This is a genomic window from Streptomyces sp. NPDC057445 (genome assembly GCF_042802855.1).
Classification (GTDB): Bacteria; Actinomycetota; Actinomycetes; order Streptomycetales; family Streptomycetaceae; genus Streptomyces.
Map to the genome: position 1 here is coordinate 121,674 of NZ_JBHVDH010000017.1, position 23,851 is coordinate 145,524.

22 protein-coding genes and 1 pseudogene are annotated in these 23,851 nt (G+C 64.8%); 8 read left to right on the forward strand and 15 right to left on the reverse strand.

The features are described from left to right. Positions 1–97 precede the first annotated feature (97 nt). The 4 genes from ACFU5O_RS28090 (at position 98) to ACFU5O_RS28105 (ending at position 3,471) form a co-directional block, all read left to right on the forward strand. Positions 98–1,186: a M23 family metallopeptidase gene (locus ACFU5O_RS28090; RefSeq protein ID WP_384244775.1), complete on the forward strand. Its 1,089-nt coding sequence runs from the start codon at positions 98–100 to the stop codon at positions 1,184–1,186. A 48-nt stretch (positions 1,187–1,234) separates the two neighbouring features. Continuing rightward, entirely contained in the window at positions 1,235–1,933 is a 699-nt protein-coding gene (locus ACFU5O_RS28095) for a hypothetical protein (protein ID WP_384244777.1), read from the forward strand. Between the two features lie 678 nt (positions 1,934–2,611). After that, entirely contained in the window at positions 2,612–2,827 is a 216-nt protein-coding gene (locus ACFU5O_RS28100) for a hypothetical protein (protein ID WP_384244778.1), read from the forward strand. Between the two features lie 200 nt (positions 2,828–3,027). After that, entirely contained in the window at positions 3,028–3,471 is a 444-nt protein-coding gene (locus tag ACFU5O_RS28105) for a hypothetical protein (protein WP_384244779.1), read from the forward strand. A gap of 88 nt (positions 3,472–3,559) precedes the next feature. On the opposite strand, the gene ACFU5O_RS28110 is transcribed toward ACFU5O_RS28105, so the two are convergent. From ACFU5O_RS28110 to ACFU5O_RS28125, 4 genes are all read right to left on the reverse strand, one after another. Beyond that, positions 3,560–4,225: a nucleotidyl transferase AbiEii/AbiGii toxin family protein gene (locus ACFU5O_RS28110; RefSeq protein WP_384244781.1), complete on the reverse strand. Its 666-nt coding sequence runs from the start codon at positions 4,223–4,225 to the stop codon at positions 3,560–3,562. Then, on the reverse strand, positions 4,222–4,569 hold the full coding sequence (locus ACFU5O_RS28115; RefSeq protein WP_384244782.1) for a hypothetical protein: 348 nt from the start codon (positions 4,567–4,569) through the stop codon (positions 4,222–4,224). The genes ACFU5O_RS28110 and ACFU5O_RS28115 overlap by 4 nt, the downstream gene beginning before the upstream one ends. 971 nt (positions 4,570–5,540) lie before the next feature. Continuing rightward, positions 5,541–6,389 (reverse strand): hypothetical protein, encoded by an 849-nt coding sequence (locus ACFU5O_RS28120; RefSeq protein WP_384244783.1) that lies wholly within the window; start codon positions 6,387–6,389, stop codon positions 5,541–5,543. Then, positions 6,389–7,888, reverse strand: a complete 1,500-nt coding sequence (locus ACFU5O_RS28125) for an AAA family ATPase (protein ID WP_384244784.1) — start codon at positions 7,886–7,888, stop codon at positions 6,389–6,391. The genes ACFU5O_RS28120 and ACFU5O_RS28125 overlap by 1 nt, the downstream gene beginning before the upstream one ends. A 548-nt stretch (positions 7,889–8,436) precedes the next feature. On the opposite strand from ACFU5O_RS28125, the gene ACFU5O_RS28130 reads away from it, so the two are divergent. Then, entirely contained in the window at positions 8,437–8,979 is a 543-nt protein-coding gene (locus ACFU5O_RS28130; protein ID WP_384244786.1) for a hypothetical protein, read from the forward strand. Positions 8,980–9,094: 115 nt separating this feature from the next. Here the strand turns inward: ACFU5O_RS28130 and ACFU5O_RS28135 are convergent, their stop codons facing one another. From ACFU5O_RS28135 to ACFU5O_RS28155, 5 genes are all read right to left on the reverse strand, one after another. Further along, entirely contained in the window at positions 9,095–9,913 is an 819-nt protein-coding gene (locus ACFU5O_RS28135; RefSeq protein ID WP_384244787.1) for an IS5 family transposase, read from the reverse strand. A 46-nt stretch (positions 9,914–9,959) separates the two neighbouring features. Beyond that, positions 9,960–10,544: a DinB family protein gene (locus tag ACFU5O_RS28140; RefSeq protein ID WP_384244788.1), complete on the reverse strand. Its 585-nt coding sequence runs from the start codon at positions 10,542–10,544 to the stop codon at positions 9,960–9,962. 826 nt (positions 10,545–11,370) lie between these two features. Then, a complete protein-coding gene (locus tag ACFU5O_RS28145; protein WP_384244789.1) occupies positions 11,371–12,531 on the reverse strand; it encodes an integrase in 1,161 nt (386 codons plus the stop codon). A gap of 105 nt (positions 12,532–12,636) precedes the next feature. Then, positions 12,637–14,064, reverse strand: a complete 1,428-nt coding sequence (locus tag ACFU5O_RS28150; RefSeq protein WP_384244790.1) for a helix-turn-helix domain-containing protein — start codon at positions 14,062–14,064, stop codon at positions 12,637–12,639. Then, positions 14,061–14,759, reverse strand: coding sequence for a TnsA-like heteromeric transposase endonuclease subunit (locus ACFU5O_RS28155; protein ID WP_384244791.1), 699 nt, complete (start codon positions 14,757–14,759; stop codon positions 14,061–14,063). The genes ACFU5O_RS28150 and ACFU5O_RS28155 overlap by 4 nt, the downstream gene beginning before the upstream one ends. Positions 14,760–15,373: 614 nt before the next feature. Between ACFU5O_RS28155 and ACFU5O_RS28160 the strand changes: the two genes are divergently transcribed. From ACFU5O_RS28160 to ACFU5O_RS28170, 3 genes are all read left to right on the forward strand, one after another. Beyond that, on the forward strand, positions 15,374–15,751 hold the full coding sequence (locus tag ACFU5O_RS28160) for a hypothetical protein (RefSeq protein ID WP_384244793.1): 378 nt from the start codon (positions 15,374–15,376) through the stop codon (positions 15,749–15,751). Further along, on the forward strand, positions 15,748–17,424 hold the full coding sequence (locus ACFU5O_RS28165; protein ID WP_384244794.1) for a hypothetical protein: 1,677 nt from the start codon (positions 15,748–15,750) through the stop codon (positions 17,422–17,424). Before ACFU5O_RS28160 ends, ACFU5O_RS28165 begins: the two co-directional genes overlap by 4 nt. A 93-nt stretch (positions 17,425–17,517) precedes the next feature. Beyond that, entirely contained in the window at positions 17,518–18,612 is a 1,095-nt protein-coding gene (locus tag ACFU5O_RS28170; protein WP_384244795.1) for a hypothetical protein, read from the forward strand. Positions 18,613–18,720: 108 nt separating this feature from the next. Here the strand turns inward: ACFU5O_RS28170 and ACFU5O_RS28175 are convergent, their stop codons facing one another. The 6 genes and pseudogenes from ACFU5O_RS28175 to ACFU5O_RS28200 all read right to left on the reverse strand — a co-directional run bounded on the left by ACFU5O_RS28175 (position 18,721) and on the right by ACFU5O_RS28200 (position 23,823). Beyond that, positions 18,721–19,911 carry an IS110 family transposase gene (locus tag ACFU5O_RS28175; RefSeq protein ID WP_384244797.1) on the reverse strand — a complete coding sequence of 397 codons (1,191 nt, stop codon included), beginning with the start codon at positions 19,909–19,911 and terminating at the stop codon, positions 18,721–18,723. Positions 19,912–20,182: 271 nt separating this feature from the next. Then, a complete protein-coding gene (locus ACFU5O_RS28180) occupies positions 20,183–20,962 on the reverse strand; it encodes a DUF3238 domain-containing protein (protein WP_384244798.1) in 780 nt (259 codons plus the stop codon). Positions 20,963–21,126: 164 nt separating this feature from the next. Then, complete coding sequence (locus tag ACFU5O_RS28185; RefSeq protein ID WP_384244799.1) at positions 21,127–21,753, reverse strand: hypothetical protein; 627 nt, start codon at positions 21,751–21,753, stop codon at positions 21,127–21,129. A 3-nt stretch (positions 21,754–21,756) separates the two neighbouring features. After that, a complete protein-coding gene (locus tag ACFU5O_RS28190) occupies positions 21,757–22,344 on the reverse strand; it encodes a DUF6789 family protein (RefSeq protein WP_384244801.1) in 588 nt (195 codons plus the stop codon). A 299-nt stretch (positions 22,345–22,643) separates the two neighbouring features. Further along, positions 22,644–22,989, reverse strand: a pseudogene (locus tag ACFU5O_RS28195) (transposase); the annotation flags it as partial. Between the two features lie 402 nt (positions 22,990–23,391). Beyond that, the gene (locus tag ACFU5O_RS28200; protein WP_384244802.1) at positions 23,392–23,823 is read right to left on the reverse strand and encodes a DUF4240 domain-containing protein; all 432 of its coding nucleotides are present in this window, start codon (positions 23,821–23,823) and stop codon (positions 23,392–23,394) included. Positions 23,824–23,851: the final 28 nt, after the last annotated feature.

Sequence of the window (23,851 nt, forward strand, 5' to 3'; positions counted from 1 at the left end):
CTGGGATACAGGCCGGAACCGCCTCACCCCATGGCACGGGAACTGCGCCTCCCGTCCCTCGTGGCGGGACGTTATCGACGACTGGGGGATCAGGAACATGAGCAAAGCCGCCAGCCTGGCAGCGGCCAGCGCCGCTGCGATATGCGGCGCCGTCCTCTGCCTGCCGCTCATGCTGGGGACTGGAGAACGACAGAACGGACCAGGCTGGGAGGACGCCTGCACACCCAGCACCTCCGCAGTCCAGATCGCCCAGGGGCGACAGGCCACGCCGGCAACAACGGCCGGAGGGCAAGTAACGGTCCCCCTCAACCCCCAGGGCAAGCAAAAGAGCGTCAACTGGAGCAAGAATCAGCAGCGCTGGGCCAGCGTGATCACCAACGTCGCCCGAAGCCGAGGTCTGCCGCCCCGGGCCGCGGTCATCGGCGTAGCAACGGCCATCCAGGAGTCCACCCTCAACAACATCAACTACGGCGACCGGGACTCCCTCGGCCTCTTCCAGCAACGCCCATCCCAAGGATGGGGGACACCCAGCCAGGTCACCGACGCGGTGTACGCATCCACCGCCTTCTACAAACGCCTCGAGAAGGTGGACAAGTGGCAGACCAAGCCGCTCACGAGGGTCGCCCAGGCCGTGCAGCGCTCCGGCTTTCCGGACGCATACGCGAAGTGGGAGAAGACGGCTGGCGACCTTGTGGCCAAGAGCTGGGGGAAGGGAGCAGTCATCACCAGCACCTCCGGTTGCGATCCCCTGCAGAACGCCAGCAACGCCAAGGGCTCCGGGGGCTGGGCCCTACCCGTGGAGAACTCACGCGTGAGCACCCCCTACAAGGCAGGCGGGGGCATGTGGTCCTCAGGTAGCCACACGGGCGTCGACTTCCCGGTCCCCACAGGCACGCGGATTCAAGCAGTAGGCACGGGCATGGTGGTCGAAGCCGGGCGGGGCGGCGCGTACGGCAACCATGTCGTCATCAAGATGAGCGACGGCAAATACACCCAATACGCCCACCTCTCCCGCATCACTGTCACCAAAGGGCAGGCAGTCCAAGCGCGCCAGCAGGTAGGCCTTTCCGGCGCCACCGGAAACGTCACCGGCCCCCACCTCCACTTCGAAGCACGCACCGGCCCCGCATACGGCTCCGACATCAACCCGCTGGGCTACCTCCGCGGCCACGGCATGTCCCTCTGAACCCTCGAAGGAGGAGCGCCTCCGGTACACCACCGGAAGCCCGCGCACATGAGCATCAGCACCAGCCACCAGGTCCACATCACCAGCGACGGTCAGCTTCACATCGACAGCGAACCCCAACTCGTCCCCAACGCGATCGACCCCTCACAGGTCGCCCTGCAGGTCCTCCACATCGAAGCAGCCGGCAGCGGTCTGCCTGTCCTGGCCCACGTGAGGGACGACCGGAGCAACTCCATATTCGACATCCAGGTCATGCCAGACGGTACAACCCAGGCACCAGACCCCGAAGCGGCCGTCGGCACCCCGATAGCCGCACCCGGTACAGACCCGTTCGCACGCCTGGCTGCAGCACAAGCAGCCGGCCGACACCACGACTTCTCAACCGCGATACCAGCAGCCGATCAGATCCTGCAGCACCTCACCAGCGAGCGCGGCGCCACGGCCAAGGAGACACTCGAAGTCGCTCAGTTCCGCGCGGACCTCGCGTTCCTGAGCGGCGACTACGCCTACTCCACCTCCTCGTGGACCTGGCTCGCCCTTGCCTGGTACGACAAGCTCGGCCCACACAGGAAGCGCACTCAGATCGCTGCCAGCAACGCAGCCGCCGCATGGATCCAACTGCCCCCCACTGAGGCAATCGTCTCAGCAACCGACCTGGTCAACATGCTCCTCGAAGTGACCGCCCCCGAACGCACGGAAACAATGCGCGGCCAGATCGAAGCCCGTCTCCAGCAGCTCACCACGTAACAGGTGTCCTGTCTCACTGAAGGTTGACGCGTCTCACTGAATCCTGAGTGGCAGCTCGTGGCGTTCGCCCCGTTCCGCTGATCTTCGTGTCGCTCCTGCCACAGTTGTCGCATGAGCGGCGTCGACTGGGGGACCGTCCCAGCATGGAGCAGCAGCATCCTCACCAGTTTCACGGACGCTGATGGACGAAGGTGGAAACGGGATCTGTGGACGAGCGCCCTGACCCGAGACAGGACGTCCCTCCGCATTCGCTTCCGCGAGTGGTATGCGTCCCGTAGGCAAGAGCTGCGCCTGCAACGGCAGTCTCGCGCGAAGCGGGGTCAGGACGCAGGATAGGCAGCCGCAGCAGGTGGCCAGAGCGACGGCAGCCGGGCCCGCCCCAACTGTCTGAGAGGCCGCTGACCTGCGGCAGCCACCACCCCTCCGGTAACCGCCAACCACGATTCCATGTTCTCCGAGGCCAAAGTACTCGTTGTCGGAGGCCACACGATCTGCGTGTTGCCGCTCAAGATTCGGTGAGACGCGCTCAACCTTCAGTGAGACAGGACAGCAGGGACGAAACACCGCCAAGCCTTGACACCCGGGCGAGGACATGTCAACTGCTACAGTCGCAGCACGGGCACCACACCCAACAGCATCTGCATGCAGCCGTCGACGAGCAGAACGAAGGAAGGGAACATGAGCGGCCTCCGAAGCCTGACAGTTTTCGTCCAGTTCGTGCTCGTGCTCGGCGTCGTCGTGCTGACGCTGGCCAGCGGCCTCCTTCTCGTAGCCCATCGCGGACCCAGCGTCGAGCTCGCCAAGGCCCTGGCCCTCCTCATCGGCTGCGTCGCCCTGCTGTCCGTAACCGAGAGGCTCACCACCGGACGATGGTTCCGCTGGCAGCGACGCTGACGGCAGACTTCACGCCCGGCATGGACACCTCCGTCGGCCCGAGCCAGTGCCCGCGAGCCGTGTCCAGCGCCAACAGCCTTACCGGCGGCCGCGCACCGGACGCGGCGCTGACCAGTACTTCCACCCCGATCGAGGCACCCGGCCGCCCACGCCCGGCGGGGTGCCCCCGCATGTCAGCGTCCCGAACTAACATCCGCACCATGGCCAGCACCCCTCCCGAGCAGAACCCGACGAACAACACCTCCGCCGCCAAGGAGAAGCCGTTCGCCCCCTTCGACTTCCCGCCCGACCTGATCGAGAAGCAGCGCGACCTCGCCGACGCTTACGCCGAGCTGCACGCCTTCAGCGCGAACCCTGAACTGTCGTGGGCGCTGGAGCCGCACGAGGGATGGGATGACAGCGGGACCGGGCGGTGGAGGGAGACTGCGCGCGCGGAGACGGGCGGCTGGACCAAGGAGCAGAAGGACGAGTACGACCGGCTGTGGGCGGTGGCCCGGGAACGCGCCATCGACGTGAGCTGCCACCCTCACTGGAACGCAGTCCGACAGCACTGCGCGCCGGACGACGTGGTGAACGCGCGACAGGCCCTGAAGACCGCCAAGGGCGTCACGATCGACCAAGACGACATCGCGGCAGCGGCCTGAGGGCCGCCCGGACCATCCTGTCCAGCCTTGGGCGCCCTGGGGCTGCGCGGACCCTATGCGCGAGCAGAGACGTGTTCCGGAACCAGTTTCAGTCGGTGTCGTCGTAGGGCTCTGCGAGCCGTAGCCCGAGGTCGTCCTGCCACTGCTGTACCCACACGCGCAACTCGCTGACCAGCTCGGTGCTCATACCGTAGGCCTCGAACTCGCGGTCGGAGGTGAAGCTCACGGCCTCCAGCCGGTCGTGGAGTTCCTCAAGGTCGAACTCCTCGTCGTGCTGGGCGCCGAGGTGCTCGAAGTCGGCGATGGAGTACAGCTCGCGGGCACTGAAAACGTCCATGACGTCGCGAGGGAACCCGCGGTCGTGGAGCGCACGGACCTTCAGACCGACAGCGTCGTCACGGGCGAGGGTGGGCCCGGCCTCGGTACGCTCTGGCGGCTTGTAAAAGATCTCCTTGAGGATGTCGACTTCGCATTCCTCGCCGGTGGCATCGTCAGCGGCGATCAGGCGGGCCATCCGGGGCGCGATCTCGATGACCCGGACAGCCCAGCCTCGCTCCTCGAGGCCGACCGTCAGGTCGCGGACGATCTGGCTCATTTCCGCGGGGGCGTCGGTCGCGAGGTCGAGGTCCTGGCTGATCCGGGAAATGAGCTGGTGGGCCTGGATCGCGTAGCCGCCGGCCAGCACCAGCCCGTAGGTGCAGCCGCAGTCCAGGGCGTCGTCGAGTAGCCGCCGGTGCAGCGCGGGAAGCTTCATGCGGCTGCAGCAGAGGCCAGCTGGGGAAACCGTGCTTCCCAGCAGGTGCGCACCGATTTGCCGAGCGCGATCCGCAGCCGGGGCCAGTGCTGGAGTAGGAGGTCGGCGTTGAGGTAGGCGACGAGGTCTTCGTGCAGCCCATTGGTCAGCACGATCCGGTACAGGCCAAGCAACAGCTGCTCGTCATCCAGGTCGAAGCGGGTCAGTCCGGACCAGGCCAAGTGAAGCGGCAGCTGTACGCTGCCTGACCTGGGGCCGCAGAGCTCGTCGATGCTCCCGGGGAGACGCTCGGCGACATGAGCCCATCGGGGTTCGGCGGCAGAGTCGGAATGGCGCGTGTTCACCGTCCCATTATCGCGCGCCCGGGACCCAGGAGGCGACAGTGGCGCTACACGCACCGCCGGGCCGCGGCCCAGGGCGCCGAGTAGCGGCTGGCCGCGCCACGATAAGTATGGGTGGCTTTGCCCCGGCTGGTCGATCGGATCGGCGTGGCCCGGCACCACGCCCGTCCGATCGCCCTGACGCAGCCCAGGCTCAGCCATCGCCGCCAAGATGAGGGCAAGTAGGGATCTTGTAGCCACCTTCTTCCGGGCGGCTGCTGAGGTCCGCGTGGATCGTCACGCGAACTCCGTCACCAGGCACAGGGCGGGGCGTCGAGGCACTCGAGAGCCACAACCCGCAGATCTCCTGAGCGGCCAACTCCGCCGCAGCCAAGGTGTCCGCAGTGATCTCGATCCGGACCAGGCCCAGAGAATCGCTATTGCTCACGCCGGTCCAACGAGCAAGCCGGGCTCCACGTACCGGCCACCACGTTCGACGCGTGGCCCGCTCCCTGGGCAACATCGTCCGTACCCAGGAGCCGTTCCAACCGTGTATTAGGAGCGCAGCGACCGTGAAGCCCCTGCCGACCCCACATGTAAGATCTCGCGGAGCGCGTCATTGAGGACAGGTCTGACCGGCGGGTTTCTGAGCTGTCTCAGCTTGCGTTGACACGAAAGAGTAGCTGCCTGAACAGCGAGTCTCAGGGCTGCTGCATGTGCTACTGACATGCAGTCGGCTCTGAGACTGTGCAGTGAATCTGAGACCCTACAAAAATGTAGGCTCTCACTTTCGGTGTCATGTGTGACCTGGACGTTCGCCATGTGTCTCACGACATGTCGTCCGGCGCCTGTCTCAGATCCGTGTCATTTCCTCAGACCGTCCAGCAGAACGGGCCGCTGACCTGGGCGTCCTCACAGACCTGCATCAGCAGCCATCCGTTCCGCCCAGGCGCGCTGGGTCACGGGTGCTATGCGGCCGACGATGTCCTTCCCACTCAGAGCGTCTTCATCCCACCGTTGACGTACCACTCGCTCTCGGCAAGAGCATGCAGGAGGGCAGTGTCCCAGCCATTGAGGTCGTGGTCACCGTGGCTTTCAGCATCGGTCTGCAGGGCTTCCCGAAGCCCGTCTGGTCCTGCGCTCTCGAAGGTGCGGAGATCCGTCCGGCGTCGGCACGACATGAGCCAGGCTGCTTCTTTCGCGTACCGATGAGCCAGATCGTGGCTGTCGAAGTGGTTCTGGACCCGGGACTGCTTCGTGGCAGACCAGAAGGCGGGAGGTTTGGCCGCGTACGCGGCAACGCCCGCTTCGGGTATGACATCCGCGAAGAGCCAGCGCTCCGTGCCGAGGTCGTCGAAGTAGGGGTGAAGGACCTCCTCCGAAGTGAGGATCGAGAGCTTGTTGCTCTTGCCCTGATTGCATATTCCGCAAGCAGGAACGAGGTTCAGAGGAGCCAGCGCGAGTAGCGGGAAGAGTGTCTTCGGTGCATGGTGGTCGAGGGTGTGGGCTTGGCCAATTCCGCACAGAGGGCACTTCCCATGCACTGCGGCCGACTTGAGGACGTCATAGAGCTCGCGCCCTGCCTTGCGGCCGACGAGCCCGGTCTCATAGGTATCTATGAGGAGCTCCTTGTCCCGGTCGGCACGCTGGGCGGAGAACGATCGCGAGTGAAGCAGTGCGAGCAAGGTCCCTCCCTCGCCGGCCTGCTTGTATTTCTCCTCTGCCGACTGCATGTCGGCTAGGCGGCCCTCGAGCTTTTCCTTGGCACCTTCATCCCGAAGACCGGAGGTGCACGCCGAGAGCGTGTTCTCAACGCTGATCGTGGGTCTTGATGGCCACCGCATCAGTCTTTGTGCTCCCGGGCCCGGACAAAGGTCATTGCGCGCAGCAGTCCACGGGCTTCCGATCCCAGGGCGGTGAACCGCGTGGCAATCTCCTCGTACGACAGCCCCTGCTCTACGAGCTCGGCGATTGCTGCGTGGTAGCCGGTAGACGTTACTTCGAGCCCGAACACCTCATGCGTGAGTTCTCCGATATTCTCGCCGTACGTTTCCAGGGCCGGCCGATGCGCGGTGAGCTCCGCTCCGTTTCGATGCAGCTTCCAGACGCACGAGGCTGGAACCTCCTGGAGGACGACCGGCGAGTGGGTGGCCATGATGGCCATGCCGTTGCGGTCTGTCAGGAGGTCGGACACGCTCCTCATGAGCGCGGCAAGTAGTGGAGGGTGCAGGTGAGTCTCGGGTTCGTCGATCAGGACGATCGTGCGCTCTGCGACTACCTCGACGAGTCGCGTCACGGTCAGCAGAGCAACCTTGTGTCCTGAGCTCAGGCTCTCGAAGATCGGGCCCATCTCGGACTGAACCCGCCCCAGCGAAGCCCTCATCAGGTTCTCAATCGCGTCCTCGTAGCTGTCGAGAAATCCGCTCGCCGCATAGCTGAGGGTGCGGACTGCTTTGCGCCAGCGAATCCCGCGTGCGCCGACCCGTACAGCATCGAAGCTCCTAACGAATTCATCCCGGAGCTCGTCGTCAGTCTTCAGACGCAGTTCATCGCCGTGTCGCAGGCCGACGTAGTCGAAAGGGAGCCCAGGATCGTCTGCGGTTTCGTACGGCTGGTCGAACGGACTGAACGAGACCACGACACAGCCGCTCAGCGGCTTCCTGAAGGCATGGGGACCGTCAGTGACCCGGATGCTCCCGGCCATGACCTGCTGGGCAATGTCATGAAGCAGGTATGACTTGCCGACACCGTTACGGCCGATCAGCGCATGCAGATTCGTCGAGGGAAGACTGCCCGGCTCTGCATCGAACGTAAACGTGGGCGGTTCAAGGAGCCCGTTGGCCGGCGGGATGTAGGCCAAGTGGAAGGGAACTACCCTGGCTCGCTCTCCCGCAGCAATGCTCATCACGCGGTCGAGTTCGTGCGGTGTGTATCCGCGTCTCAGGGACTTCTTGAACACCTGGAGTTCGTGAACTGCGCGCCATAGACCTTCGGTGTAACCGACATCGTGCAGAGCGCTCAGGATTGCGCCGTCGGTTCCGGGAGGTAGCAGCCGCAGGGCCTCGTAGTAGTCGTCCTCCTGGGCCAGGCTGAAGTAGCCCTCCGGCAGGCGAGTAAAGCTCGTCGGCATACGATCCGATGTCCGGACGAATCCATCGTCGGTCTCCATGTCCATGTGGGCGATCCGGACATGGCCGATGTGTAGAAGGGGACCGTGTTCCTGTCGTACCTCAAGGACGAACGTGGTCACGAAGCCGAAGTCGTTCCAATTGTCCTTCGTCAGAAACGCTCCGCCGAGGTCCGCTGGCGGAGCCTCCTCGTACTCCAGCACCGTGAACTGCACTCGCTGCCCCCTGTCCCCATGTCCAGCACGTGCCAAGCTGAGGACAGTGTCGCAAGAGCTGGACACCTGCGGCGCATCCCCCTCACCCTCCGCTCCACTGTACGGCTTGCTGCTCAAAGGTCGCGGAGTCAGACGCGACTCGTAGAGCACGTGATCTCGTACCGTCGTCGCCCGGTAGATGCCGGAGTAGTGCTTCTGACCCTTGTGCCAGCGGAAAGTCCGCCAAGGGACGGCCGACTGGAGGTATGCCAGGCCACAAATTTCCAGGGTCTGTCCTCAACCTCACCGTCCTGCCTGCGGAAGCTGACCGCCGTCTCGATACCCACCGCCAAGGCGGACTGCCGTCCACAGCCCCTCGCCAAAACGCTGACGGGGCACATCATCAGGCTTCACCCAGACGATTGATGGTCTCGACCTGCGAGTCTCAGCCCCGTGTCGCATCCGATTCTGATCCGACATCAGTTCTGATCCGCGGACGTCTTGTCACTTGGGGATGAGGTCGTGGTGTCTGCTGGCAATGCGTTCACCCCAGCGACAGAATGATCTCCATGGATGTAGGAACCGCTGCGGTCATCTCTGCGGGGATTGGCATCGGTGGCGCGCTGTTGGGTGCCGTCGGCGGCGGCGGAGTCACCAGCCGGAACATGAGGCGCCAGGTCAAAGACCAGGCTGATGTTGAGCATCGGCATTGGCTACGTCAGCAACGGCAAGACGCCTATGCGGCATTTCTGACAGCCTGCGACACCGTTCTGGACACACTCCAATCCATCGCTGCCCTGCGAGAGAATCCAGATCCACAGGTCGACATGGGGCTGCTTTGGGACGCTTATGACGAGGCATACAGAACAGTGGTTCGAGCCTCGACAGTCGTGAATATTGCGGGGCCAGATGCGATGCGACAACAAGCGTTTAGGCTTCAGAGGTACTTCACCGAACTGAGCAAGATTTATCGCGCTCCGCCAGACCCCGAGAGCCTCTGGCCATGGGACATGGCCTCCATCGTGTACCACGTGCGACACAAGAAGTTTGTCTCCGGGGCGCGGATTGTGCTAACCGCCCCGCCGACCAAGGAGTGGCTGCAAGGACCGTAAGCTCGACGAGAGACCCGCTGGAGCGACGCTGAAGCGACCAATGCTGACCGCTTAAGCGCTCGAAGTGGGCTTCCAGTTCTGAGTGGATTACCTATGCCTTTATTTAGAGGGCGTCTCACGTGGCAAGTTTCGCGAGCTTCTTGTAGCAGGTCAGGGCAGCGGCCAGGCCGAGGAAGGCGAGGAAGTGCGAGCCCTTTCGTTCGTATCGGATGGTCAGGCGGCGGTAGCCGAAGAGCCAAGCGATCGACCGCTCGATCTTCCAGCGGTGCCGACCAAGGCGTTCGCCGGACTCGACGCCTGGTCGCGCGATGCGCGCGACGAGCCCACGCTCGCGCAGCCAGCTGAGGTGTTCGGCGGAGAAGTACGCCTTGTCCGCACGGAGTTTGACGGGCCGGCGCCGCCGTTGTCCCCGGCGGGACCGGACGGCGGGGATGCCGAGGATGAGCGGCTTGAAGGCGAGACTGTCGTGCATGTTCGCACCTGACACGGCGACGGCGAGGGGGATGCCCTGGGCATCGGACAGCACGTGCAGCTTGCTGCCCTTCTTGCCGCGATCGACCGGGTGCGGCCCCGTCAGCGATCCCCCCTTTTTGGCGCGAACGGAGGCCGCATCGACGATCGCCGAGGTCCAGTCCACCTCGCCCCGGACCCCGAGTTCGTCCAGCACCGCCCGATGCAGCCGACGCCACAGGCCGACCTCGGTCCATACCGTGAAGCGGCGATGCGCGGTGGCGGAGGATGTGCCGAACGTCGGCGGCAGATGCCGCCAGGCACAGCCGCTGGTCAGCACGTACACCACTGCGGTGAACACGGCCCGCTCGTCACGCGGAGCGGTCCCGCCACCTTGCGGTCGAGCCGCGAACAACGGCAGTAACGGGGCGACCAGCTCCCAGAGTTCATCAGGAACCAGACGCTTCGACAGATCAGCACTCACGGCCGGCAACATGCCGCTCGAACATCAAGTTACGTGGGACAGCCTTCTATGCCTTGACTGATGCGGCCGATCTGGCGGCCTGCTCGATCTTCGCGCAGTAGGCGGTGCGGGCGTCCTCATCGATCTGCATCTCGTGTTCGGGGCGCATCCCGGTTCGGCCGTCGACGCCTTCACGCAGGATGTCGGCGTGCCCGGCATGCCGGTTGGTCTCGCCGAGGACGTGGACCAGGATGGCGAACAGGTTCGTGTTGGAGTAAGGCTCCGGCCACCACGGCACGTGGCCGGGGGCATCGAGGGCAAGCTCGTCGATCGTCGCGTCTGAGTGTTCCCACGTGCGCCGGTAGGACTCGATGATCTGATCGCGCGCCTCGTCCTCAGCCGCCCACAGATCGCTGCCGTCGTGGTCCTGCCACCGGGGCAGCGGTTCCGGGGACGGCCGGTCGAAGACCTCGCCGAAGTACCTGGCCTCGACGCTGGCCACGTGTTTGACCAGGCCGAGGAGGTTGGTCCCGGTCACTGTCAAAGGTCGGCGGGCGTCGTACTCGGACAGGCCGTCGAGTTTCCAGAGCAGCGCCTTGCGGTCCCGCCGCAGTCTCCCGTGCAGGCTGTTCTTCGCGAATTCATCGATCATGCGGCATGAGCCTGCCATGGACTACTCGTGGCCTCAAGATCCAGTACGTGGACCGCAACGACCGGCAGAGCCGAAGCCTGGCCATGGCCACCGCCCCGAGCTACTCAAGAAGCTCGCGGAACTTGCCACGTGAGACAACCTCTTAGTCGAAACGCCACCCCACCCTTAGCTCGGCTAGTTGGTCGGAGTCTGAGTCCCACCTCTTGTGTAGCTCCTCCAACTCAGCTAGTTCTTTCTCGGTAGATGAATCGATTGGGCTGTTCAGTGTTAGCCCGGCCCATGCGATGAAAGTGCTGTATCTGTCCCAGTACTCGGCAAGGCTGCTTTCAAATCTTGAGGAGGCGCTGTCTGGACGTTCGGGATCACGCAAGGTCCTAGACATCTCACTAAAGAAACTCCGAAGGTGTTTGGCCCATCTCTCCATTTCGTTTAGGCCCACTACCGATACGGTGTACTCCGCCTGGAGTGAGGTGCTATATGCCTGGCCGTAAGCGTCCCAAAGCGGCCGCGCATCGGTCTGTGGCCTCGGGGACTCTCGCAGGGCCGCGATGGATTGGCATGTGTCCAGAACGGTGTCGCAGGCTGTCAGAAAAGCCGCATAGGCGTCTTGCCGTTGCTGACGTAGCCAATGCCGATGCTCAACATCAGCCTGGTCTTTGACCTGGCGCCTCATGTTCCGTCCGGTGAGTGCGCCGCCGCCGACGGCACCCAGCAACGTACTGGCGACGCTAATCCCCGCAGAGATGACCACAGCGATCCCCTTGTCCATGGAGATCATCCTGCCCGTGGGGTGAAGGCATTGCCCGCAGACACCACGCCCTTATCCTCAAGCCGATGACACCTTCAGCCTCATCGCCCCGGCTACCCATGCTGTAGGTCTAGTGATTCCGCCCATGTGCCGGATCCTGGCATGCTGCCGGCTCCGGTGCCAGAGGGCTTCCCTGGCCGCCGGGCCCGGCAGGAGCGGAACGGTCGCGGAGGTGAACGTGTGCCGGAAGGCATGGGGTTTTACCAGCCCCAGACCGGCACGTTTCCCGGCCCGGCCGAGCATCCGGCGGGCCCCGACCGGCGCCCAGGGCTGCCCGGCATCGGCGCCGTGCAGCTGGACCAGGAGCATGCCGTGCCCGGCGCCGCGCGGGTACTCGGTCGGCATGTACTCGAAGTAGGCGTGCACCATCGCGGGGCTGACCCGTTTGATCAGCCCGCCGGTAACCGTGCCGTGCTCGACCCGCCAGGGGTGCTTGGTCTTGGCCTCGGCCCGGTTCGGGTTGCTCGGGCGGTGGCAGACGTGCAGGTGAGGGCTGCGGCATTCGCCGCAGGCCGCGTTCTCCCGCAGGTGCAGGTCGACCAGGTAGAGTCCGCAGCGCTCGCCGATGCGGAGCCCACCGTCGGCGAGCCAGGTGACAACCAGCCGGTCCCGGGCGGCGTTCACGACCTCCAGCAGTCCCTCCCGGGCGCCGTCGGGGAGCATCTTCGGGTGCCGACGGTGCGGGCCCTTCGGAGTGAGCGGGTTCGCCGGCATCGCCGACTTCACGTGACCGAGGAATGAGCGACGACGGTCCACCCGCGACGGAAGTCGGGTGCCGTCCAGCTTCTCGCCGAGCTCGACGCCGACACCGAGCGAGGCTTGATGCAGGTAGAAGCCCTTCAGACAGGATGCCGCGGCTGACAGCGCGGACCGGCCATAGGGACGCTTGCCGATCCGCCACGGTTCGGCGAGCGGCATGCGGACCTCGGCGCCGACGATGCCCATGTACCGTTCCAGGTCCCGCAACTGGACCGTGTCGAAGGCCAGGCACTCACGCTCCAGCCATCGCAGGTGATCCACCAGCAGATATGCGTACGTCCTCTGCGTCCCCGAGCCGTCATGGACGCGCAGGAACCGGTCCGCCTCGGTGTGTTCCGTGCCCTCCGGCCACACGATCGTCCATGATCGACGTCCGTCCTTCCGCTCGATCTGCTGGACCCTCAAGTCCCCGATCACCATGTGCCGTACCACTCGTCCTCCGTACCGACTCCGGGACATGACAGACGTCCCGGTCCCGGTCGGCAAACGAGCCCATGACGTCCATGTCACAGGCCCAGACGGACATCACGAGCAGCACAACTCACGGTCGGTAAAGTCCACCGCGATCCACTCGCGGATGATCGCCTCGAGCTCGTGGTGGAAGAAGAAGGCATCCTTCTCCGGGTTCAATCCACGCGAGTGGATGTTGGGTCCTTTGTAGCCGGGCAACCTCTGCAGCAGGTCTTCCCGCAAGGTCCGGAAGAACCGCTCCACCGGGCCCTTGTCCCGGCCCGTGCGCAGCCTCGCCGGCTGCACCGAGATCCCCATCCGGTGGCAGACGCTGGTCAGATGCGCCGACAGGTAGATCTTGCCGTGGTCGACGATCAGTGTCTCCGGCGCAATCTTCGGCCCCCAGACCCCAGTGGCGGGCCCGTGAACAGCCTCGGCTTCCACCAGCACCCCGCGGGGAATCCCGTGCTCGGGCCAGACCGCTTCCCTCGGCCAGCTCTCCGGGACCGGCTGGGGACGGAATGCCTGATAGAGCACGGCCGCCGCGTCAATCGCCTTCGTCGACACCGGTGTCACCCGCAGACCGATGATGCAGCGCGTGTACCAGTCCATCGCGACGGTCAGCTCCGCCTGCATCCACCGCAACGTCACCGGGTCGAGCGCGAACACGTCCAGCCGCGTGGTGTCCATCAGCACGTACTCGCCGGGCCGGTCGGGCCGCAGCTTCCCGTAGACGCCCTTCGGGCGGCAGGAGATATCCCGATTGCGCTGGGTACTGAGCCGGAAGGCCGGATGGCGCCGTTCCAGTTCCTTCATCCAGCGATAGCCCGTCGCCTGCGATGGCACCGGCACCTTGACCAGCTTGAACTTCGTCTTAACGCGGGCCTCGACCTCTTCCAGCACGGCCTTCACCGACGGCCGCGACTCTTCCTCGTACTCCTGCAGTACCTCCACGGCCGCTTCGACCCAACGCGGATCGGCGCCGCCAAGTCCGTCGTTCGCCTGCGCAGTCTTCGGCACCAGTCCGGCCTCGCCCAGCTCACGGAACGCGCGTGCCCACCGGCGAACCGTCCGTTCGGTCACCCCGAGTTCCGCGGCCTTGGCCGCATAGCGGGCCTTCAGAGGCAAGACAGGGGCGTACTGAGGGCGCGGCTCATCCGGCCGCGCGAGATCCTCACTGCCGGAGCGGTATCCCGTCGCCATCTCCCGGACGTGCGCGGCACGTTCCAGAACATCCTTCTTCTCCTGCTTGGCCAGCCGGTTCAGCAGTACGGCCTCGAGGTCTTCGTCATCGGGGGAAGACGGGCCCGATTTGTCATGGATCAGTTCGGCGCGATCCGAGGTCAGCAGTTCACGCACTGACATGGGGGCCAGCCGGTCTCGCCCATCCTTGAGAATCACCTCCATTCCCGTGGCCAGGATGGCGAAATCCACAACTTCGACCGTCTCGCCGTCCAGGCGGAAATGCGTCCCGACCCCCAGCTTCGTCCCCGCGCCACTCATGCAGGCCTCCGCAGCACGTGCCCCGCGCTCAGCGGCCGGTTCAACACGGTCGTCACGTGGCTGGACCACAGCAGGTGCAGCACCGCCGACCTCATCAGTGGCCGAGTGCAGTCAGGCAGCAGCCGGAAGGCATCTCCCAACGACATCCCATCCAGATCCGTGGCCCTCAAAGCGCCGACCAGTTCGGGGTCTAACAGCCAATCGCGGCGGTAGCCAGCGAGAAATCTGATGTTCTCCAGCACGGCTGGGTCCTGCTCGCTCCACACCTCGTACCGCCACCCCCGCGAAGTGACCGCCTCCCGTGTCCAGGAGAACGTGAAGGCGACCTCCGGCTTCTTCAATCGGTGGCGAGGCTTGACGTCCACGACCAGCGGCCCGTCACCGGTCATCAACAGGTAGTCCGGGATGTGTTTGCGGACCTTGCCATCGATGTCGGCCTTGAGCAGGAACGGCTGGGCGACGATGTGCCTCACGTCCGGGGCGAAGTCGGCGAACAGCAACCGACCCAGCTCCAGCCGGGATTCGTAGATCAGATGGTTCCGCACGGTCGCCGACCAGTACGTGCCTGAGTAGTGCTGCTGCCCCTTGTACCAGCGAAACGTCCGCCACGGCCGGGCCTCCTGCAGCAGCCCGAACGGCACCGACTGCCAGTCCAGGTCCTCCACCACGACCTCGCCACCCCGCCGGACGCTCACCCGTACCGGCGTAGCCAACGCTGCACTTATCGGACCGACCCCATGTCTCCCGAAGCGGCGCCGTCGGCCGCCAAGCGCTGGGGTCCTGCCCTAGTCACGCACGCGGAAGACGACCAGAGACAGTCCTGTACACGAAGAGGGGAACTACTCGCTCACGGGGCATGAATCCCATCCCCGTGTCCTATTGGCCACGCAGTGGACATCGCCGGTGGGAAAAGGACACGGGATCTGGGATCCCACAACAAATGTGAAAAAGACCAGCCATACCCGCAAACTGCCCGGGATTTGAATGCCCAACTCGTCGGATGGGCTTGGAAGATGGCTGGTCTCACGCCCATTAAGCACTCGCTGGCGCTGGAAGTCAAACCCTCGAGTTGCCGACGCCCGCGGGGGAGGTGCCGACGACGGGTGCACAGGCGGCCTTCACATGCGCGTTCGGTGGAGTTCGTTCGCTCTGCGGCTGATCGTCGGGTTCCGCCGGGCGGGACGGCTCGTGAAGTTCTCGCGGCAGGTGCGCTCACCACGCGGGACACAGTGATCATGCGGGTTGTCGACATGGGTGCGAACAGCGCAGCCTGCAGGCGGTCCCCGTCCTCGTCTGAACGGAGCGTTCCATGGCTGAGCCCGATGCCCAGAAGGCTCCGTGGACAGAACGCATGGAGCATTTGAAGGACTCCGCCCAGCAGCGGGTACTGGCCACGCCCATGCCGGCTTCGTTGATGAAGGAGTTGCTCCAGGGCGGCAAGGCCGTCGAACTCGGGCGCTTCGAGAGCAGCCCGGTCCTCTATCTCGACCGGTGGTGGCGCCAGGGCGATCTCGGGTGGGTCGCTCTGGACGAGGACGCCAGCGCGCAGCTCGATAGCCTCGCAGAACGCTACCGAGCAGCCACGACACCCCCGGCGGACAGGAATGGCGAGGGCGTAGCGGAGCAGGCAGCCGCTGAGGCCAGAAGCGCCCCTCTCCCGGTCCTGCCCGGACAGGGAGCAGCGTGATCAACGAGGAGTTCCGAGCACCCCAGCACGAGCTGAACGTCATCAGCAGCCTGTTGCAGGACCGTCGCGTTGCCTATGACCAGCTGGTCGACTGGAGGCGCAGGGAGCCTCAGTACTGGTTGCTGCAGGACCACTTCAAGACCAGCTGGCTCGGCGAAATCTATGGAGCTTTGCTGGCAGGGGGCCTCAACGACATCGAGCAGCGGCTCCAGGCGTACCCGAACGCCGATCCGGCCCAGGTCATAGCCGATGCCGTCACAGCCAGGCTTGCCGAGCAGTACCAGGCCATGGCAGCCACGGGTGTGCCAGGCGCACAGGAGAAACTGAGGAACGCCGATCACTGGGCCAACGTGCACAGGATCATCCGACAGCTCGCGAAACCCACTTGGCCCGCCACGACGAGCCACACACGGCACGAGGCCTACGTCGTGGTGCGCTCCGCGCAACACGCCTCGACCACTCAGGGCGTTCCCTTCGAACTGACCCGCGGTCGGCCGTACGACGACGAGGCGCGGCTCAAGGAGCTTGCAGTGATCGGCGCGATCCTCAACGACCCCAGACGCATCGAGCAGTTCCTCTACACCCCATCGTCTCCCGACGCATCGCCCTACTGGCTGCAGCCTCAGGACTTCGGTGACCCCGCCACCGCAGAAATCTGGGACGCTCTGGTGACCGGCCCGGATCCTGCTATCGCCCTGCCGGCCGCCACCGACCCCCGTCTCACGCCGGAGCAGCGTGCCCAGGCCATGATCGAGCACATCTACTACCAGCTCTCCTACAACGACTACCACCGCGCCGCGGCCGACCCCGAGGCCCAAGCCCGCCTGCACAACCATACGAACCAGGCCATCGCCGCCTACCTGGCACAGGCCAGTCGGCCGGACTTCAGCCCGAACCCCGACAACGCCTCGCTGTACGCGGTCCATTCCATCCTCGAGCCCAGCATCCCTGCAGCGGTTGCGAACCTTGCGGGAGAAGTACGCCGGGACGGGCTCGCCGACGCCTCGCTCTACCAGGTAGCCATGCAGCTCAGCACTCACGAGCATGCCCTGGACCAACTACAGGAACGACTTGACGCCGCACCCCGAACGCTGGCCGGCGACAGCATGCAGGACCAGACCGAGCCACCAGAGCCTGGGGCTGACGACGGACCCTCCTATGCGGCCCGGGACATTGAGCGAAGGGTCCTGATCTCGCTGATGCAGCGCCCCGCCCAGCTCCGGGAGGGAGGATGGGTCCAGAGCCTGGGCGAACAAGACTTCACTCAGCATGAGCATGCCTACCTCTTCAAGGCAATCCAGTCCCTCCCCGAGCACGCAGCCCAGGACCCCTGGATCCTGGCCAATCAAGCCGTACGACTGGCCCGGTATGAGGGGGCACCCGCCCTCAACCTGGATGAGGTCAACAGCATCGCCCACGCCGCGAGAACCATCAGGGTGGCGCCGGCAGAACAGGAGGCAGGCCACCTCGCGATCATGACCGTCCGCCGCGTAGCACGTGATGCCAGCACCGTCATCGAGGCATCTGCCCAGCAAACCAGGATCGACCCGCGGCAGCTGATCAAGAAGAGCCGCATGCAGGTTCATCAGGCCACCCAGGAGGCGTGGCGCCACCACGAACAGTCCGTCCCGGATCCCTCCCGATACGCCACACACCGAGCCGGCGTCGGGTGAGGCAGCACACCAGCTTGGAGGGCAGCGGTGTCCGCTGACGAACGTGAGGAGCTATCGGCCAGCGAACCGGACCGACCCCACAGCACCGCCCAGATGGCCATCCAGTGGTTCACCAACGACACGTCCCGCACCCGGCAGGCTGTTGCCGGCCCGGAGGGCCCTGTGTCACCGGGGCAGCTCCTGGCCGCGGCGCGATACGAGATGCAGCTCGATGGCCTCCTCGGATCCGATGGCCACGACACAGCGCCCGCGCTGGTCGAGGCACAAGCGCGGTGGCTGATCCAGCACATGCCCGACGACCAACACCCCTCTCTCGACAGCGCCCAGCAAGCAGGCCGCGCGTGGGGCATCCTCGTCACGGCCGACTCCGAGGCCCTCCCTGCCCATGATGTGCTGGCGGAGGTGAGAAGACGTACCGGTATCTCGGTGCGTGCTGCAGAGGAGATCGTCGTCCATGCCCAGCACACTGCTGCCTCGTACAACCGGGCGGATCTCCTCGTCCCCTACGATCACGCACCGGACCACGTCCTCGTCGCTGACTGGAACCGGCTTGCCGCCTGCGGTCGGGAACTGCCTGAAGCAGCAGAGCGCGCCCAGGACGTTCTCGAGCTTCTCACCGCACGAGTGACGGGATCCGACGACCACGCATGGATGGACGTGGCCGCGCAGCATGCCGCGCAAATCTACGACAGCGTCATCAAGGCGCAGCCCCTGCTTGCCCCGCTGGCAGCACTGATTCCCCACCAGGGCCACACAGATGCCGCGGACATGAAAGAACGACTCGTCCAACTTCACCAGAAAGGGGCGCTCGCCGACGCGGCCACCGCGGCCGCCCGGGCCCGCGCCATCCAGGACTGGGCCAGCCACAACACCACGCCCGAACTGGCCCGAGCCAAGACCGTAGAGGCAGCAGCACCAGGGATGTGCTCCCTCGTGAGACTCAACTCAGCCTTGGCCTCCCTCGATCCATCACACAGCGACACTGCACCCCTCGGGCTGGATCACGACCGCATCGCCCAGATCGTCGAAGCGATGGGCCGCCTCGCAGCGCGTACGGCCGAGACACTTCGCCCCGCCGCAAGTCCACTCGCCCCGCCCGCAGCCGAGCACCACCGCGCCACTCACCACCACCGTCACCAGCCCCCAGAACCCGGCGTCGACGGCAGTACGCCGCGGCCCACGCCATGAATCACCAACGAGTGTGTGCGCGGAATCCAAGTGTCCCTAGCCACCGAGGGCACGGTCTCATAGCCACACTCGACACCCCTGGGCGAGCCAACCTCCTAATGCCGTTTGTCAAGCCGCAGTCGTAACGGGGAGGGGCCGGTGGTAGCACTGTCGGTCACGAATCAGAGCCCACAAGACGTTCACGCGTCGCCGTGCCAGGGCCAAAACGGCTTGGGTGTGCCGCTTGCCCTCAGCGCGCTTGCGGTCGTAGAAGCGGCGGGACTCCTCGCAGGTGCGGACGCTGACGAGCGCGGAGGTGTAGAAGACGCGTTGAAGGCCGCGGTGGTAGCGGCGCGGCCGGTGCAGGTTGCCGCTGATGGTGCCGGAGTCTCGGGGTACGGGGGCGACCCCGGCGAGGCTGGCCAGGCGGTCCGTGCTGCCGAAGCGGCCGAGGTCGCCTGCGGTGGCGGCGAGGAACTCGGCGCCGAGCAGGGGCCCGATGCCCGGCATGCTGGAGATCACCTCGGCGAGCTCGTGTTCGCGAAACCGGGCCTCGATGAGCTTGTCGATCTCAGTGACCTGCTCGTGGAGGCCGATCACCGCCTTCGCCAGCGAGTGGACCATCTGCGCGGTGATCTTTTCGCCGGGTAGGGCGGTGTGCTGCCGCTCGGCCGCGTCGAGTGCGGCGTCCGCCAGGGCCTGGGCTCCGCGCACCTTGCGGTTGCGCAGCCACGTCACCAGCCGTTTGCGGCCTACCCGTCGCAGGGCGGCAGGCGTCTGGTAGCTGGTCAGCAGGAGCAGAGGGCCGAGGTTTCCCAGGTCCAGGGCTCGTTCCAAGGCCGGGAAGATGCCGGTCAGTGTGGCCCGCAGCCGGTTGACGGCGCGGGTGCGGTCGGCCACCAGGTCGGATCGGCGGCCAGTGAGGACCCTCAGCTCGACGGCGTGCTCGTCGTCCGGCCGCAGCACTGTGAGGTCCCGGCGCATGCGGGCTTGGTCGGCAATGACGGTGGCGTCCTTGGCGTCCGTTTTCCCGGTGCCCCGGTAGCCGGCGGCTGCCCGGTTCACGGCCAGGCCCGGTATGTAGACGAGCTGCTGGCCGTGGTTGAGCAGCAGGTTGACCAGCAGAGCGGCCATGCCGTCGGCGACATCGACCGCCCAAACCACGTCCTCGTCGATGGCCAAGACATCGGCGAGAAGGGCCAGCAGGTCCGGCTCGTCGTTCGGGACGCGGCGCGACAGTAGCCGTTTGCCCTCCGCGTCCAGGACTACGCAATGGTGGTGCGTTTTGCCGATGTCTGTACCCGCCCAGATCTGGGCCACGGGCTCCTCCGGTCGTTCGAAGTGCGGTGCGGTTCCGGACGACCTTGCCAGCGTGGTCCTACTCAGCGATGTACGACGAGGTACTCGCGTCTCCTAATCAGCAGTCAGGCCGTCGTGAGACACCGGGCGGCCAGGTTGGCTGAACCATCTCGGGCAACCCTACGAAAGCCATACCCGGTGTCTCTGGGCCTCCAGACCCTACAAGTGGCCTTGATCAACCCGGTTAAGAAGGTAGGACCCTACGAATGGCTCGCTCAACGGTAGGACGGTCTTACAGCCATGAGGGGCTGCCCGTTGAGGGCTGGCCCTGGCAGTTGATGACGACGGAGCCGCGGACCGGACGCCGTGGTGGACCGTAAAGGGCTGCTGGACTGTTGCCCGGTAGGGGCATGACGGCGAAGACTTGCTGCCCAGGACCGTCGTTGACTGCGGCATACATTTCAAAGGCCGGGAAATTATCGATGAATCCTTGGAAGTCAATCCGTGCCTTCTCCATCTCCTGCCCGTCTTCACTCGGTTCTCGCCACACCACGATGGCAACCGCGCCTTGGTAGTCGACATCTGCGGACTCCTCGATGCACGGATTCTTCGCTGCCCCTTTCATCTCGAAGGTGACCATGCCAGCGGCCGGAGCCTTGATGCTGAAGAAATAGATACGCGATGAATCGCCACGCGCGACGATGTCCAAGTCGCCGTCCTCGCAGTCAACCTCGTGAGTGGGGGAGCAGTCGTTGTACTCGTGAAGGACCAGCCCACCCGCCTTCACGTCTAGCGCGATCTCGCTATGGATCCGTGCCGATGCAGTAATGTCGGAACTGAACCCCCGCTGGTCGGTCAGGAAACAATCACCTACGAGCGGTAGCCCCCCAACCATGGTCTCGCCAGGGTGATTGGGTCTCGGGAGGGTCAATCCTGGCACGTCCTTGGGGATGAACGCTTTCAGCCACACCTTCACGCTCTGGATGCTGCATTCCTTTTCTTCTTCGTCGTCATCGCCGTTCTGGTCCGCCCTGGACCCGCCCATAGCGGCCCCTGCGATCGCTGCGATCATGGCTAGAATAGCCGCGAGAATAGCTGCCAACGCTGTGGTCCATGCGGTATTCTGACAGTCGCCGGGATTTATGAAGATGTCGCAGTTATCGGCATAAGCTGGTGTTGTCACCGACAATACCAGCGTTGCTGCCAGGGATCCGGTTGCTAGAATTCGCGTCCGTCTCATCTCCTGGTCGCCGCCCTCCGCATGAGCAGAGCCGTGAGCGCAATTGCCACGATCGTTCCAAGAATGAATCGCCCTATCAGTCCAGGTGCAGCTTGCGGCTGGGTTGTCGGCCCCCCTATCAACGCAATCACATCGAGCGGGTTGCCGTGAATAATTCCGAATGCAGTGACCAGAGGGATAAAAAGGACGAGAACGGATCGGGTGCGGTAGGACAGCAGGCGATCTCGAAGCGAATAGAAATGAGCAAGATAATGATCCACGACGGTACCCCATCGGGTCATTGCCGCGACTGACCCCAGAACCAGGAGAACGACAAGCCATCCCACGCCTGACGTCCCCTGACCGCGGACCAGAAACCACAGCAGTGGCGGTGTTGCTCGGATCAATGCGCGTGCTATCGGCGGCAGCTGTCGCAGACGCCCCGTCAACTGGAGATGCTGAGCCAGCTCCTTTCGGTAGAGAAATGCAGCAGTTGTGGCACCGCCAACTACAAGGATAAACAAAAGACTTCGGTGCATGATCCAATCAAGCCAGGCCAGTAGTCCGATAAAGGTAAGCGGGAACCATGCTTGCTTTATCCGGCGCTTGAGGTCTTTCCGCCAGGCTTGATCAAATACGGCCACTGTTCATCGTCCCTTCATGGCAAACCGCTGACAGTACAGCCCCAGCCCGGCGCCATAAAGGAAGTGGCCCACCAGGCTGATGTAGAGGAACGGTTCATATGCCGGAATGGAGAACAACACCGGATATACGGCCAGAGTGGCGAACTCAAGCATCATCCCCCAGGCGACCCCCCACCACCAGCGTGCCGGTCCAGCTATCAAGGCGTAAGCGATACCGAAAGTCAGTCCATTGGAAAGGTGATACGCCCAGCCAGCCGCGATCGCCGATGGGGAAGTCGGCGGCTGACCAGTGATAAGAACACCAAAACTGACGATCGGACCAAACGGATCGAACGCGACGCCAGAGAGCATAACAATCACCCAGCGACCGATGTCGTACGCCGCCGTGGCCAGCAAACCGGCGACCGTGCCGACGATAATTCGATTGAGTAGCAAGGCTCTCCGGCTGCGCCGCGCCCAGGCCGCCATCGAGACCAATAGCACCACGCCGGGCGCCGTGAGGAAGCTGACCGAGTACGGCATGCCAAACACGCCTGCCGCATACAGCAACAATGCTGCGATAGACGATCCAGCTGCCAATAGTGTCAGCACCAGCAGTAGACCGCCGTGCGGCCCACTCGCGGCCGGCCTAAGCCATCGGCCTCGCGTTAGATCGGTCTGCTGCGGACCCACGCTGCTCCTCCCAGTCATCCTGAGCCATACTGGGGAGAATGCCGATGGCGACGCCATTTGTGGCGCCCCCGCTCGGAGAAACCGCGCGGCCGCTGGTGTAGATCAGACTCCTCACGCGCCTGCGGGCGCGTTCACCTACTCCGATTTGACGTAACGACTTCAGGATCCCTCGAGCCCGTCTCTCCCGCATCTCGAATTCTTCAGAGTGGGATAAAGGTTTTAGCGCGTACGTGAGCGCAGTCGAGGACGGCGCGGGACACGTCGATGAGGCCCGCGTCGTCGAGTTGGTGAGCACCGCTTCGTGGAGCCGGCCCCATGCCCCCGCCCTCGACCAGATCACGAACCGGCGGTGGGCCGTCGACTTCGATATGCCAATGGCACGGTGGCAGGGCCCACCAGGCGCAGCCGCTGCCCAGCACGTAGATGGTTCGCCGCGAACAGCGTCTCATCAGGCGTGTTCGGTGTCCCACCGCCCTGCGGCCACACCGGGTTTTCCGGAATCAACGGCCCGGCGAGCTCCCACAAGCCGTCCGGAACAATCCAACTCCACGTCCCCTGCCCCATGAACAGCCCAACGACCGATCACCACATAGGACGCCGTCCTAGAACCTCGCGGATCGCGGGCCCAGCTCGGTGAGCGCTGCCGACGAGAGCATTCGATGTAACCCACGTACCATCAGAGTCCCACCGAGGCAACTCTGGCGCATCTCGGGAGGACAGTCCGGCGGCAAGCAGAATTGCATGCGACCAGACAGGGCGTTAGGGCGCGCATCGAGAGGGACCTCCTCACGCGTCCACTGGGAGTTCCAGCAGTTCATCCCGAGGCTGGAAGCCGGAGCGTGGTCCCAGGGGGCTGCTGCGCTCGGAGGGCGAGGCGGCGAGTGCGCCGAAGCCGATGCTGCGGCAGTGCTGGGTCCGCGCCCTAGAGGTCGTTTCTATTGGTGAGGCAGGAGGGCCTGCTGGTGGCTATGCGTCGGCCCACCCGGCCGTGTTGGAGTACGACTCGTAGCTGTACCGTGTGCTGCGGTCCCACTCCTCGCCAGTGATGTGCTCGTACGCCTTGTCGGGTACGTAGAGCAGTGCCTCGGCACAGACGAGATCGCTGGCGTACGGCACGAACTGGTCCGGGTATCGAAGTACGTTCTCGTATTCCTCACGGCCGGCGGCGACGACGGCAGCCCGGGTGTAGAGGAACGCATCGCCTGACAGTCCTTCGCCGTACTCCTTGCGGTCCAACCTGTACAGGGCCCAGGAGAGATGCTCGGCGAAGCCGATCAGCTCGGACATGGGCCCGTTCACCAGGCGTGCAGTCAGGGCAGCAGCGAGCCGATCGCCCTCGGGATCGGGAGTTGAGGGCCTGCACTCTTCAATGAGCTGCCAGAAGACGTCTTCGTTCATGGTTGAGATCATGGTCGATGGGTGTGAC